This window comes from Dysgonomonas sp. 216 (genome assembly GCF_010501065.1).
Taxonomy (GTDB): domain Bacteria; phylum Bacteroidota; class Bacteroidia; order Bacteroidales; family Dysgonomonadaceae; genus QVMM01.
Genome location: NZ_QVMM01000002.1, coordinates 191225 through 207108, shown reverse-complemented (window position 1 = coordinate 207108; position 15884 = coordinate 191225). Strand labels below are relative to the sequence as shown.

Here is a 15884-nt window from a genome sequence, read left to right as displayed (position 1 = left end):
AAAACGAACCAAACAAAGAGCAGGCTTGAAATATATCCGTTGCCGGTTTTCGGGATAATTTGAAAAACAGATACAATATATATTAATAATAACTATGAAATTAAAAGTCTTAAGTCTGAACAAATGGATACATAAGCTACTGATAGTAGTGTTTTTTTGTTTAACAGCATCGTTTGTTTATGCTGAAAATAATCAAGGGTATGTTGTTTTACAGAATGGAGTCCAGTTTCAAACAAAACAAGAACAAGGGCTTTTGCGTGTAGAATTTGTGTCGCCGGAAGTTGTACGAGTACAGTATACAAAAGAGGCGGATTTTTTAGGAAACGGAACGATAGTTTGTTTGGAGCGTTCGGAAAAGAAAGTGTTTTTCAAAACCAAACGGACAGGGGATATTTTGTCGCTATTGTCTGATAGCCTGATTGTTCAGGTGGATATGAGAACCCATTCTGTTGCCTACAAGGATGCTAAAAGCAATCGGTTATTATTGGCCGAGAATAATATGAATCCACACGAGGGAGAACAAGTTTACAAGGAGAAAGTAACATACGACGAAAAATCTAAACGGATTGTAAAAACAGCTGATGGCGAAAAAGAGGTGATGGATGTATTACGTCGTGATACTATCGGGTATAATTGGAAGTATCGCAATCATTTTCAGTGGTCAAATGACGAAGCTATCTATGGTTTAGGTTCACATATGGAAGATTACCTGAATTTGAGAGGTAAAGAACTATTTTTAACCCAACATAATCTGAAAGCCATGGTTCCGGTTCTTAATTCGACAGCTGGATATGGTTTGCTTTTCGATGCAGGTTGCGGAATGATTTATTCGGATAAAGGAGCCGGTAGTTTTATAGAACTGGAAGCCGCCAAACAAATCGATTATTATTTTATGAAGGGGGTTACCATGGATGAAGTAATAAAACAATATCGTTTACTAACCGGAGAATCTCCCATGATGCCACGTTATATATTTGGGTATATTCAGTCTAAAGAGCGATACAGAAGTTCGAAAGAAATAATTGATGTGGTAACAGAATACCGTAAGCGTGAGGTGCCATTGGATGTAATTGTTCAAGATTGGAATTACTGGCCTCAGGGATGGGGATATATGAAAATGAATCGTAAACATTACCCTAATCCAGCTAATCTGGCAGATTCGGTTCACATGCTGAATGCCAAATTGATGATCTCTATTTGGCCTAATCCAACCAACTGCCCACAGACAGATGATTTCAGGAAAGATGGCTTTATGCTTGAACGTTCAATTTATGATGCATATAATCCGCTGGCTCGAAAAAAATATTGGAATTATGCCGATAACGAATTTTTCAATAATGGTTTTGACGCTTGGTGGTGCGATTGTACGGAACCACTTGATGCTGACTGGAGAAATATGAAAGACGGTTACGGATGGGATAGTCATAAGGAGCGCTGGGAGCATAATATGTCTTTATTGAGTGATGTTTTGGGAGCCGAACGCAGCAGTACTTTCTCGCTCTATCACTCGAAAGGTATATATGAAAACCAGCGGGCTACATCAAGCAGTAAACGTGTAGTAAACCTGACACGCTCCAGCTATGCAGGGCAACAACGCTATGCAACCATTACATGGAATGGAGATACGTATGCTTCGTGGAAATCTTTCGCACAACAGATTCCTTCGGGATTGAATTTTATGGCTACCGGGTGTCCTTATTGGACTGTAGATATAGGAGCTTTCTTTACAAAAAAGAGAAGTCAATGGTTCTGGAAAGGAGATTTTGAGCAGGGAGTGAACGATTTAGGCTATCGGGAGTTTTATACCCGTATGTTTCAATATGCCGCCTTTTTACCGCTTTTCCGCAGTCATGGTACAGATACTCCGCGTGAAATATGGAATTTTGGGAAGCCCGGCGAGCCTTTTTACGACAGTTTGTTGAAAATGATTCATTTACGTTATCAATTACTGCCTTATATTTATTCTCTTGCAGGCAAAGTAAACCAAAATCATTATACAATAAGCCGTTTGTTAGCTTTCGACTTTCCGAATGATGTAAATGTGTTTGATATAAAAGATCAGTTCATGTTTGGTCCCGCCTTTCTTGCATGCCCGGTAACTACTCCGATGTATTATGAAAAAGAATCGCTTGAACTGACAGGTATAGATAAAAAACGAAATGTATATCTACCTGAAGGAGCAGGCTGGATTGATTTCTGGACCGGTAATTATTACAAAGGCGGACAGCATATTGAAGCAGATGCGCCGATAGATAAAATTCCGCTGTTTGTGCGTCAAGGCTCAATCGTCCCGATGGGTCCGGTAATACAACATACAGGAGAATTGCGTGGAAAGGATATCAGAATTTCGGTATATCCCGGAAAAAATACTAGTTTCACTTTTTATGAGGATGAAGGGGATAACTACAATTATGAGCAAGATGCTTATTCGACAATTGAGTTAAACTGGAACGATAAAAAGAAGACTTTAACTTTCGGAAAGAGAAATGGAGAATTTTCTGATATGGAAAAAGTACGTACAATACATGTTGATTTACATGATAAAAATAAAGTAGTAACTAAAACTGTTTCATATTCAGGAAACGAAACTAGCTGTAAGTTTTGATGAAATTTGTGTGAAAAAAATTATAGCACTTTTTTATAACACACATTTTTTAATTTCGAGTAACGTTGAAAAGAGAATGTGTGTTTAATATAAATCTGATTATAGCCTTAAAAATTTAATTGAAGATAATGAAAAAAAAATTTGGTAGTTTAATTCTGTTTTTAGCTGCACACTTTTGTGTTTTAGGTGTTTATGCTGCCGGTCAGCCACCAATGAAATTATGGTACGACAAGCCTGCTACGGCGTGGATGACTTCGGCGTTACCTATCGGGAACGGCGAATTTGGCGGTATGTTTTTTGGAGGAGTTGAAACAGAACAGATGCAGTTCAACGAAAAAACCGTTTGGCGAGGAAGTACTAGTATACGGGGTGCATATCAAAACTTTGGTGATGTGTTTGTTGAATTCGAAGGACAGCAAGCGTACACCGATTATTATAGAGAATTGAGCTTGGATGAAGCTGTTGGTTCTGTTTCGTACAAAATAGGCAATGTAAAATACCTACGCGAATATTTTACCAGTAACCCCGATAGTGTTTTGGTGATGCGTTTTACGGCAAGCAAAAAAGGAAAACTTTCTCTTTCGGTCAGCCTGAAAGATGCGCATGCAGGAACTACTGTTGTTTCGGGGAATAATATTACCATGACCGGTAAACTCGAACTGATTTCGTACGAAGCACAGGTTCAGGTGTTAAACGAGGGCGGAAAACTAAGTTCGGATAATGAAAAAATCAGGATTGAAAACGCTAATTCAGTGACTATTTTGCTAACAGGAGCAACCGATTACGATATAGCTTCGACCAATTATATAGGAAAAACGGTTACTCAATTGCACAAAAATCTGTCAGGACGTATTGCATCTGCTTCGGCAAAAAAATATGCCGACTTAAAAAAGGCTCACATAAAAGATTATCAACCCTTTTTTAATCGTGTTAAATTAGATTTGGGTGTGCAAATGCCCGATATGACAACCGATAAACTGGTTCGTGAACATAAGGAAAACAACTATCTCGATATGTTATATTTTCAGTACGGACGTTATCTGATGATTGCTTCATCGCGTGGAATGGATTTACCTAGTAATTTGCAAGGAATATGGAATAATAGCAACAATCCACCGTGGCAATGCGATATTCATACAAATATAAATGTTCAGATGAATTATTGGCCGGTCGAAAACACGAATCTATCCGAATGCCACATGCCGTTCATCAATTATGTGAAAATAGAAGCTTTAAAGGAAAATGGTTCGTTTAGGCAAGTTGCTGAAAAAGAAAATAATCGGGGTTGGACTTTACACACTCAGAGTAATATTTTCGGACAAACCGACTGGAATATAAACCGACCTGTTAATGCTTGGTACTGTATGCATTTGTGGCAACATTACTTATATACAAACGATAGGGATTACCTCAAAAATACGGCATTTCCGGTAATGGAAAGTGCCTGCCAATATTGGTTCGATAGGTTGAAAGAAGATCAAAATGGAAAATTGGTTGCTCCGGATGAGTGGTCGCCCGAACAAGGCGATTGGGAAGATGGCGTAGCCTATGCTCAACAGCTTATTTGGGAACTTTTTGACAATACCCTGAAAGCAGGTAAAGTGTTGAATGCCGATGCCTCGTTCATGTCCGAATTGTCTGATAAGTTTTCGAGACTCGATAATGGACTCGAAATCGGTAGCTGGGGACAGATTAAGGAATGGAAATACGATAAAAAGAAACTCGATGTTTACGGAAATCAACATCGCCATTTGTCGCAACTCATGGCTCTATATCCGGGAAACCAGATATCTTATCTAAAAGATAAGGCTTTTGCCGATGCCGCAAAAAAAACACTGGAGTCGCGTGGCGACGAAGGTACCGGCTGGAGCCGTGCATGGAAAATAGCTTGTTGGGCGCGCCTATTCGATGGCGACCATGCATACCGATTGATAAAGCAAGCTCTCAATGTAACTTATATACAGGGTACTAGTATGAGTATATCTGATGGAGGTGTTTACGAGAATCTGCTGGATGCACATCCGCCCTTCCAAATTGATGGAAACTTCGGAGCAACGGCTGGAATTGCCGAAATGCTGGTTCAGAGCAATCAGGGTTTTATACATTTATTGCCTGCATTGCCTTCGGCGTGGCCAACAGGAACATTTGGCGGCTTAAAAGCAGAAGGAAATTTTACAATAGGTTTAGATTGGAAAAATTCGAAACCGAAAAAAGCAACAATACAATCTTTGTCGGGCAATGTATGTAACGTTTATTTCCCATTACTAAACGTTAGTAAAGTAACAAATAGTAATAATAATGAAGTAGCATTCGATAAGTCGGTTGAAAATAGGATTTCTTTCGATACCGAGAAGAATGAGGTTTATACCGTTTTTTTTGATGAACATATAGCCGGAATAGTTCCTTATATTCAGCTAAAAATACAGGAACTGATTGTTAATTAATAATTTACCATGAATTGTCGAAAAATATCATTTATAGTACTGTTTATCAGCCTTTTTACAGCAGTAAATTTAAAAGCAGAAGAAGTTCGGTCGAAGATAAATATTAACAGGGACTGGAAATTTGTATTAGGCGATTGGGCTGGAGCACAAAATTTGTTGTTTAACGATAGCGATTGGGGTAATATATCTATACCCCATTCGTTTTCGATGCCTTACTTTTTGTCGAAGCAAGTGTATGATGGATACGGATGGTACCGTAAGGAGGTAGAAATGCCTGCCTCGTGGACAGGTAAAAATGTAACACTTGAATTTGAGGCTTCGTTTATCGAAACCGAAGTTTATGTAAACGGAACATATCTGGGAAAACATGTTGGAGGTTATACCGGTTTCTTTTTCGATATAACAAACAATCTGAAAAAAGGTAAAAATACTATAGCCGTAAGAGTTAATAATTTGTGGAATGCTCGTGTTGCACCAAGGGCGGGCGATCATCAGTTTAGCGGAGGAATATACCGCGATGTTTTTCTGAATGTAACCGATAAACTTCATGTTGATTGTTACGGAACATTCATATATACTCCGCAAGTGAATAAAAAATCTGCTGTATGTAATTCCGAAACAGAGGTACGTAACAACCATAATGAAGACAAGGAATGCACAGTAAAAACAGAGATAAAAGATGCAAACGGAAAAGTTGTAGCTTCAGTTTCCTCAAAAGGAATCGTTCCAAAATCGGGCGTGAAGATATTCAAACAAACACTGCCTCCTTTAAAGAATCCTAAGTTATGGTCGCCCGAAACTCCTAATTTATATAAGGCTGTAACAACAGTTATTCAGAATGGGAAGCAGGTTGATAAATATGAGACAAAATTTGGAGTCCGTTGGTTTGAATGGACTACCGATAAGGGGTTCTTTCTGAATGGAGAGCATTTTTATTTAAGAGGCGCAAACGTTCATCAAGATCAGGCTGGATGGGGCGATGCTGTAACAAATGCAGCACTGAGGCGTGATGTACAAATGATGAAAGATGCAGGCTTTAATTGTATTCGAGGATCGCATTATCCGCACGATCCGGCATTTTCGGAAGCTTGCGACGAAATAGGGATAATTCTTTTTCAAGAAAATGCATTCTGGGGAATGGGCGGAGGCTCGGGCGACCGTGATGGTTGGGGAGGTCCCTCGTCGAGTTGCTATCCACCTAAAAAAGAAGATCAGCCTTATTTCGATAAAAGCGTTCTTGCCCAGCTGAAAGAAATGATAAAAATACACCGTAATCATGCTTCAATTGCAGCATGGAGCATGTCGAACGAGCCATTCTTTACCGATCAATCGACTTTAGAGCCTATGAGGAATTTGCTGAATATGGCAACAGATAGCTCCAGAGTGTGGGACCCAACCCGAACTGTAGCCATAGGCGGTGCTCAGCGGGGAGAGATTGATAAATTAGGAAAAGGTGCAATTGCTTTTTATAATGGAGACGGGGCCTCGTTGTATCAAAACCCCGGTGTACCAAGTTTAGTTTCGGAATATGGAAGCACAACGGCTCATCGTCCCGGTAAGTTTTTTGCCGGATGGGGCGATATTTTAAAATCTCCGGAAGGAAGCAACAACCCGTGGAACCCGCCAATGTGGCGAAGTGGGCATGTTATCTGGTGTGGCTTCGATCATGGTACTATTGGAGGTGTAGGACTTGCAACAATGGGAATGGTCGATTATTTCAGATTGCCCAAAAGACAATATTATTGGTATGTAGAAGCTTTAAAAAATGGAAATAGAAATCCACAGGAGCCTCAATGGCCTGCCGAAGGCGTTCCTGCAAAACTTAGACTCGAAGCAAGTAATACTATATTGAAATCGACAAATGGTACGGACGATGCACAGATTATTGTAACAGTGCTCAATTCGGAAGGAAAGCATATAAGTAATAATATTCCGGTCGAACTGGCTATTGTTTCGGGGCCCGGAGAATTTCCAACAGGATCGGTTATTAAATTTATGCCTCCATCGGACTACGAAGAGTCGGATATAACCATTCGTGACGGACAGGCTGCAATAGCTTTCAGATCTTATCATGCAGGAACTACCGTAATAGAAGCAAGGGCGCCGGGTGTCGAAAGCGCAACCATAACAATAACAACAGAAGGGTCTCCGGTTTGGGTCGAAGGTGTAACGCCAAAGACGAAAGAGCGTCCATATAAAAGGTATGTAAAACAAATAGGAGATGTGCCTCCAATAACATCGTCAGAAATGTTATTGGCAAAAAACAGGCCTTCGTGGGTAAGTTCGACGCAGAAAGGTACAAGTAAAGCTAATGTGAATGACGATAATAGCTCTACTATTTGGAAACCCGAGGCTGGGGACTCGGAAAAATGGTGGAAACTGGCTCTGGAGGCATCTTACTGTGTGAACCAAATTCAGCTTGAGTTTCCCTCCGAAGATGCTTACCGTTACATAATAGAAGTTTCGGGCGACGATGTTGACTGGAAAACTGTTGTCGATCAGACTGAAAGTTCTATTAACGATAAAGTACGTACTGCTTGTGGCAATTTTGGCTGCGACATAGCTTTCATCAGGATTAAATTTGTATCCAACGTTGCAGGTTTGGCGGAAGTCAGGGTGGGAGGATCTTCAACCCTTCCGTTCAAAAAAAATCTGTTGACAAGCACTATTATAGGTGCAGATGGGTTGTGGAATGATAGTACGAACTTATAGTGTGAATACTATTAAGTTTACGCAAAAAGCAAGTGGGCGATATGTAATGTATATTCAGAAAGTATTGTTTTGAAAATAAAAGAGTAACGTGGAAAGGATGTTTCGTTTACATCTTCAGAAAAGGATGTAATTTCATACCCTACGAAGTAAGGAAGTACATATATTGTCTATTTTCAGTAATAAATTAAGTAGAATCTTCAAATATGAAAGCAACAACTAGTTCATTTTTAATTAAGAAGCTAAATAAAATTAATATTTTTTTAGTGTTTTGTTTTTTCTTTTTATTTAATCAATCGCTAAAGTCGCAACCCTCCAATCCTTTTGGCAATGCGCTTGTACCCGACATGATTGCCGATGCCAGCATTCAGGAAATTGACGGTGTTTTTTATTGCTATGCCACTACCGACGGATATGATAACGGATTGCATACTTCGGGGCCTCCGGTGGTGTGGAAATCAAAAGATTTTGTAAACTGGAGTTTTTCGGGATATTATTTCCCATCGGCTGTAGGTCAGGTGTATTGGGCACCAAGTAAGGTTGTTCAGGCAAATGGCAAGTATTATATTTATCCTACAATAAATAAGTTTATGTATCCGGCGGTATCGGATTCGCCTGATGGTCCGTTTAAACTGGCTAAGGGAGAAGACGAGTTTATTAAACCCTATTCACCTTCGTCTACATTGTTAAAGGCAAACGGATCGAACCCGCCATGGGGTATTGATGCCGAAATTTTTATCGACGACGATAATCAGGCTTATGTTTATTGGCAAAAAAGAAACGCTGCCCGATTGAACAGTGATATGATTAGCCTCGATTCTACCAGTATTATTACAATCGATTCGCCTCGCAAATCATATTCCGAAGGCCCTATTTTCTTTAAACGAAAAGGCATTTATTATTATCTCTACTCGCAGGGAGGCGATGAAAGATATCAATATGCTTATATGATGAGTACCTCGTCGCCACTGGGGCCGTTCGAAGCACCGCAAAACGACATCATTTCGACTACAAATTATGAAAGAGGAGTTTTTGGACCCGGACACGGCTGTGTTTTCAATCTTTCGGGAACGGATGACTACTATTTTGCTTATCTGGAATTTGGACGCAGAAGCACCAATCGTCAAACTTATGTAAATAAGCTTGAATTTAACGAAGATGGTACTATCCGCCCTGTCGACCTGACGCTTGATGGAGTAGGGGCATTACGGAAAATTAAGCAAGATAAGAAAATTGCAATAAAAAGTTGTAAAGCTTCGAGCGTTAGAGACAGTTTGAAAATTGCGCCAAATCAGGACAGTTTATTAAATAGAACAGAATATTTTGTGCCTGAATTTGCTTTCGATTCGGCAAACGGTTCGAGGTGGATGCCTAATAACAAAGACGAAGATTGTTGGTTGACAGCTGATTTGGGAAAGACCCGAAAACTAAAGAAGAGTGAGGTTTTCTTTGTTCGTCCAACGGCAGGACATGCATATATACTTGAATATTCGACTGACGGTAAATCATGGAAATCGTGTGGCGGACATGATGAGACAGAAATAAAATCGCCCCATACTGATGTTCTTAATATTAAAGCCCGTTATCTTAGACTTAAAATAACCAAGGGGATAAAAGGCGTATGGGAATGGAATATATTCTAGTTTGTTAGGCTGGCTACAAAAAATATAAAGACAAAGAGATGTGAAAAAAGCTTATTTTTCTTCTTTGTTTATTTAGGATATTTGCAGGTTGTTCTGCCATCAATAAAATTGAGGCATGAGCAGCCTGTAATAGTATGGATGAATTTGTCGGCCGATGCAGGTAATGGTAATGTTGCTGAGGTTGAGTTTTATGGTAACCTCTATTTAAATAAAATTTAATATTTACGTTTTTTTATTATCACCATAAATTTATACACAAATTATCAGGAGAGAATGGAGACAATAGTCTTTATTCTCTTTTGTTTTATACATTAATGCAGGGTAGAGTATTGTTTTTAACTATGCAGAAATAGGGATGCAACAAAATGTACCAGTAATTGAATGTTTTCATCCTATGTAATAACCGTCTTTTAGCATTAATTTGCATTTAGAGAAAAGGGCTTTTCCCAATCCCTATAAACATTATAAGTATGGGGCTAGTTTACCATGAATAAAGAAATATCAATATTTAAAAGAAAAAGAGGTATGTTATTGTTAAATACAAGTTGATTCTTATATACTGTATTTAACAGTATTGTATTATGTAATACTTAACAGATGTAAAATAATAAACAATGATTAGCGTTTAGTTTCGATTAATAAATTTAATAGCATGAACAAATTTTCACTCTCATTAATTTCTCTGATTTGTATTTGTCTGTTTAGTTGTAACGACGAATATTACTACGAGAATAATATCCCCGAAACATTAGGGAAGAGTATTTATGACTATTTAGAAAGTGATGGACATTTTAAAACCTATGTCCGTCTTATCGACGATTTGGAGTATAGCGAGGTTTTGGCCCGAACAGGTAGTAAAACCTTGTTTGTAGCAGATGATGAGGCTTTCGAACGTTTTTATGCCAATAACGAATGGGGCGTAAGGCGTTACGAAGATTTATCGTTGGCTCAGAAGAAAGTTATACTGAATTCGTCGATGATAAATAATGCTCTATTGATAGAAGGGTTATCAACTCTCGAAGGGCCGGTTAAAGGTCAGGTGTTGCGCCGTAGTACGGCTATCGAAGTTTCAGACTCTATTCCTTTTGTTGGAGGCAGTAATTTGCCCGAAAATAAATACTGGAATAGATTTAGAAGTTCCGGAGTCCACTTGGCAAAAGATGGAACGGCCACGCCAATGCTTCATTTTGTGAAGGGGCAAATGTTGGCACATAATATTACAAAAGAAGATTTTACTATTCTGATGAATGGTATTGATGCAGGAAAAGATGATGCGTATATTTATGATGTAAAAGTAAAAAAACGCGATGTAATCTGCCAAAATGGATATGTACATGTTCTGGACGATGTGTTATTGCCTCCCTCCAATATGGCGGAAGAGTTAAACAATCTGCCTGAAACCCGTATATTCAGTTCTCTTTTAGAAAGATATGCAGTGCCATATTACAGCGAGTCTTTAACATCTCAACACCATTTGTTAGGAGGAGCCGACTCGGTATTTATTAAGGGGTATCTGTCGAAACGCACAGCAGATGATGCCAATAGAATAAAAATAAAAGACAATGTTGTTTCGGTTTTAGACCCAAGCGATCCTAATAGAGAAAAAACAGTGCCAAGTTTTCTTGAGTACGATCCGGGATGGAACAGATATACAGCTAGTACATCTGTAGGAACGTACCAAACAGATATGGCAGCTGTATTTGCACCGTCGGACGATGCTTTAATCAGATATTTTGAAGGTTTGGGGCGTCCTTTGCTCGAACGCTATGGAAGCATTGATAATATTCCTGATGGAGTAATAGAAGAATTGGTAAAGAATCATATGCAATCGAGTTTTCTTGCGGCATTACCATCTAATTTTATGAATATAACAGACGATGCCCAAGAGAAAATGGGTGTGGAAAAAAGTCATGTCGATAAAGTTCATTTGTCGACAAATGGTGTGATATACGTAACCAATGTGGTTTATCCTCCGGCATTGTATTCGTCTGTTATGCTTCCGGCAGAAATAAATGAAAACATGAAAGTGTTTAAATGGGCTATCTCTACATTATCATTTAAGCCATATTTACTTTCTATGGTTAACTATTATAGTTTCTTCATTCCTACCGATAATTTTACATATATTGTTCCTAACTCATTGGTATCGGCGAATCCTTTCGCTTATAAATTCCATTATAACGACGTGAAGAATGATGTTTATGCGTCTGTACATTATTACAATCTGACAACACATGAAGTAGGCGACTCTATTGGAGCCGTATCTTCTTCCACATTGAGAAGCCATTTAGAAGACATGCTTAACTACCATATTATAGTAGGAAATATTGAGGATGGAAGAGATTATTACAGAACCAAAGGTGGTGGTACTATTAAGGTTGCACGTAGCAGTAACGATATAATAGTTGCCGGAGGTGGAGATATAGAACGTGACAACACTATAACTGTTGAAGATATATACGATCAAACAAAGGAAACAAATGGTAAAGGTAATGGTAAGACTTATGTAATAGATGAGCCGCTTCAAACACCAACTAAATCGGTTTATAAGATTTTATCAAACGAGCCGAAGTTTGAAAAGTTTTTCAAATTGTTAGAAGGTCGTGACGATTTATGGCTTGGAGACAGCAAGCGCTCGGCAAAATACAGTATTTTCTACAAAGATGTTTCGCAAGCAGGTTTAGATTATAATGTGAGGTTCTTAAACACTTTCCACTATACTCTTTATGTACCTACCAACGAAGCCGTTCAGAATGCTTTAGACGCAGGGCTTCCCAGCTGGGATGATGTAGAAGCCGAAACCGATCAGGATAAGCGCGATGCTTTGGCCGAGAAGATTATTCGTTTTTTACGTTACCATTTTCAGGATAATGCGGTGTTCCTTGATAAAGTAGGAGTATCGGCATCTTACGAAACAGCAACACTAGATAAGAATACAGACACATTTTATAAATTGACATTAAACGGAGGTAATTATGCGTTGAATATTCAGACCGAATCGGGTGGCAGCACATCTGTGAAAACAGATGAATCTCTTTTCAATATCATGGGCAGAGATTTTAAATTTAATACTGCAAATCCGGTTACATCAAGCTCTATTGTAACGTCTTCATATATTGTAATTCACCAGATAAATGATTGTTTGTATTATGAGAATAACCAATTTAATGACTAAATATATGAAACAGCATATTTGTGCACTATTGTTAATTGTAACCTTTTTATGTTCGTCTCAGTTTATTGTGGCTCAGCAGGCTTCGGGCGATATTATTGTCGGAAACGTTTACTCGAAGGCCGAAGGTGGGCTCATAGGTGTATCTGTTCAGGAAAAGGATGCAACAAACCGTGTAGTATCGGGAACGGTTACCGATATAAACGGAGACTTTTCGTTGAAGATTAAAAGCCGAAAAAATAAGCTGGAAATCAGTTATATGGGTTTTAATAAGCAAACAATTTCTATTGACGATCGTAAAAGTTTTTCTATAGAACTGAAAGAAAATACTACCGAGCTGGAAACGGTTGTCATTACGGCTAAACCAAGAACAAAAACCGGAACAATCGATATTCCCGCAAGGGAGAATCCTATGGCAATTCAAACCTTGCAAGCTAACTTTGAAGAATTGTCGGTATCGTCTTTAGACGAGGCACTTCAAGGGCAGATTGCGGGGCTGGATATCATTTCGAATTCGGGAGACGTTGGATCAGGATCGGCTATGCGTTTACGTGGAGCATCTTCAATAAATGGAGACGTTACGCCTTTGATTGTTGTAAACGATTTGATTTTTGATGCAGCCAATACTGATAACTTCGACTTTGTTAATGCCAATCAGGAAAGTTTTGCAAATCTATTGTCTATCAATGTCGATGATATAGAGAGCATTTCTGTAATGAAAGATGGTGCATCTACTGCAATTTGGGGGTCGAAAGGTGCTAACGGGGTTATATCAATCAGAACCCGTAGAGGGATAAAAGGTAAACCACGGGTTCGTTACTCGTACCGTTTATCAGGTGAATGGCAGCCGGAGGGTATGAAAATGCTGAATGGTGACGAATATACAATGTTTCTCAAAGAAGCATATTATAACCCGACTCACAGCGATCAGGCTTCAAACATAAAGGAACTGAATTATATTCAGAACGATGCAGTATTTCCCGAATGGAGGATGTATGACAATAATACCGATTGGGTTGATGCTGTGAAAACTACCGGTTATACGCACGACCATTATGTAACATTAAGTGGAGGAGGTGATAAAGCAACTTTTTATGTGTCGGGTGGATATTTTAACAAAACAGGTAGTATTATCGGACAAGAATTGGAACGTTATACTTCGCGTATGGATTTGAATTACGATGTGTCGGATCGTATTAAATTTAAGTCTGAGATGTCTTTTACATATACCGATGAAGACAAAAATTATGATAAGTTATTGGAAATTGCCTATAAAAAAATGCCTAATTTGGCAATATACAAAGAAGATATAAACGGGGTAAGCACCGGCGCTTATTATGCGCTGCCGCAGGATATGTCGGAAAAATTGAAAGATCAAAAAGGCTTGAGAAATCCTGTAGCATCGGCAAATTTAGCTAAAAATACAGTAAAGAGTTATCGTCTTATTCCTACGTTTCGTTTAGAGTATGACCTATTACCTTACGAAGAAAGACAAATGCTTCGCTTAAAAGCATTAGTTTCGTTTGATATCCAGAATAACTCATCTTATTCTTTTTTACCGAAAGAATTGTCTACTGCAGTATGGACTGATGGACAAATAAACAAAGTGGATAAGGGAAGTAGTAAATCGCGCACAACAACAGGTAGGCTCGATATTACATGGGTGCCCAAGTTTAATAGTGAAGATCACTCACTTACATTGTATGCTGATGCTGAAATAAGCGGAGGAACTTCGTCGTCTCAATCCAGTGCCTCTTATGGGTTACCCGAAGGAGTAGAAAGCCCATCAACAGGCTCATACGTGTCGGCTATGAAGTCAGGTTCGGGTTATTCGAGAGGGATGATATTCAGGCATTCGGCCCATTACTCTTATAAATCAAAATATAGTTTGGGCTATAACTTGGCGTATCAGGGAAGTTCGAGGTTTGGTCCAAATAACCGTTTTGGCCTTTTTGGAGGAATTTCGGGACGTTGGAATATTGTTGACGAAAATTTTATGAAACCTACACATAGTTGGTTAAGTATGTTAAGTCTTCGTGTCAGTACAGCAGTTGTAGGAAATCCTCCGAAACATGAGTATTTACATTTTAGCCGTTATCAGGCATGGGGTAATTATCTGGGAACAGGTACAGTGCGCCCTTCCACAATCAGGTTAAATGACCTTAAGTGGGAAAAAGTTTGGGATGTAAACCTTGGAACCGACTTCGGGTTTTTCGACGATTTGTTTACCGGAGCCTTCAACTATTATAATAAGGAGACATCCGATTTGCTAAACGAAAAAGTTAGAATTCCAACTACTTCGGGATATTCTTCACTATCGTGGAAAAATGTTGGAACTGTACGTAACGAAGGCTGGGAATTGTATTTTAATTTAAACAGATTTCTAAAAATCGAAAAATTTCATGCCGATTTAAATCTGAATTTCTCGAACAACCGAAATACTGTTTTAAAATTGGATGAGTCGATATTAAAACAACACAATGGAGATTATGGTTTTGATAATGGAACATATATGTCTCGTCTTCAGTTAGGCAATTCTTTGGGTTCTATTTATGGTTTCCGTTACAAGGGAGTTTATCAATATAGCATAGATAACCCCGATTTAAAGGAAAGTGGTTATACTTTAGGTTCGGCACCTATTGCCCGCGATGCAAGTGGTAACATTATTTACGACTCGGAAGGCAATCCGGTTCCTATTTATTTTGCTTATGGAACTTCTAACGAATTGGCGTTTCAGGGAGGAGATGCTATTTATGAGGATATAAATAACGATGGAAATATAAACGAATTAGATATCGTGTATTTAGGTAATTCATATCCGAAGTTTAACGGAGGACTTGGTTTAAAACTTACCTACGATCGTTTATCAGTCAGTGTAAACACTGTATTCCGTTATGGAAATAAGATTGTAAACACAGCGCGGATGAATGCCGAGAACATGCATAACAATAACAACCAAAGCCGTGCAGTAAACTGGCGTTGGAGAATGGAAGGTGATAAAACCAATATGCCAAGGGCTTTAAATGGAGCCGGACGAAATTTTTTGGGAAGCGACAGATATGTTGAAGATGGTTCGTTTTTGCGTATAAGGCAAGTTTCGCTTAATTATGCAATTCCTCAGAAGTTTTTATCGAAGTTTTCGATATCGTCGGCATCGGCTTTCTTTACTATATATAATCTGTATTGTTTTACGAGCTATTCGGGAGTCGACCCCGAAGTTAGTTATGGATCTTGGGGAGTTAGTGTCGATAATAACCAAACACCTCGTCCCAAATCATTTACTGCGGGTATAAGTGTTCAATTTTAATTGA

At 38.7% G+C, this 15884-nt stretch carries 6 protein-coding genes; all 6 read left to right on the top strand.

Translation table 11 applies throughout. The annotated features are described in order from the left end of the window. Positions 1-94 precede the first annotated feature (94 nt). Positions 95-2605, top strand: a complete 2511-nt coding sequence (locus D0T53_RS02350) for a TIM-barrel domain-containing protein (protein ID WP_163264681.1) — start codon at positions 95-97, stop codon at positions 2603-2605. Positions 2606-2733: 128 nt separating this feature from the next. Continuing rightward, positions 2734-5049 carry a glycoside hydrolase N-terminal domain-containing protein gene (locus D0T53_RS02345; protein WP_163264679.1) on the top strand — a complete coding sequence of 772 codons (2316 nt, stop codon included), beginning with the start codon at positions 2734-2736 and terminating at the stop codon, positions 5047-5049. A gap of 9 nt (positions 5050-5058) precedes the next feature. Then, the gene (locus D0T53_RS02340; RefSeq protein WP_163264677.1) at positions 5059-7761 is read left to right on the top strand and encodes a glycoside hydrolase family 2 TIM barrel-domain containing protein; all 2703 of its coding nucleotides are present in this window, start codon (positions 5059-5061) and stop codon (positions 7759-7761) included. Positions 7762-7964: 203 nt separating this feature from the next. Beyond that, positions 7965-9401: a family 43 glycosylhydrolase gene (locus D0T53_RS02335; protein WP_163264675.1), complete on the top strand. Its 1437-nt coding sequence runs from the start codon at positions 7965-7967 to the stop codon at positions 9399-9401. 652 nt (positions 9402-10053) lie between these two features. Then, the gene (locus tag D0T53_RS02330) at positions 10054-12576 is read left to right on the top strand and encodes a fasciclin domain-containing protein (protein WP_163264673.1); all 2523 of its coding nucleotides are present in this window, start codon (positions 10054-10056) and stop codon (positions 12574-12576) included. Positions 12577-12580: 4 nt separating this feature from the next. Beyond that, positions 12581-15880, top strand: a complete 3300-nt coding sequence (locus D0T53_RS02325; protein WP_163264671.1) for a SusC/RagA family TonB-linked outer membrane protein — start codon at positions 12581-12583, stop codon at positions 15878-15880. The last annotated feature ends 4 nt before the right edge of the window (positions 15881-15884 follow it).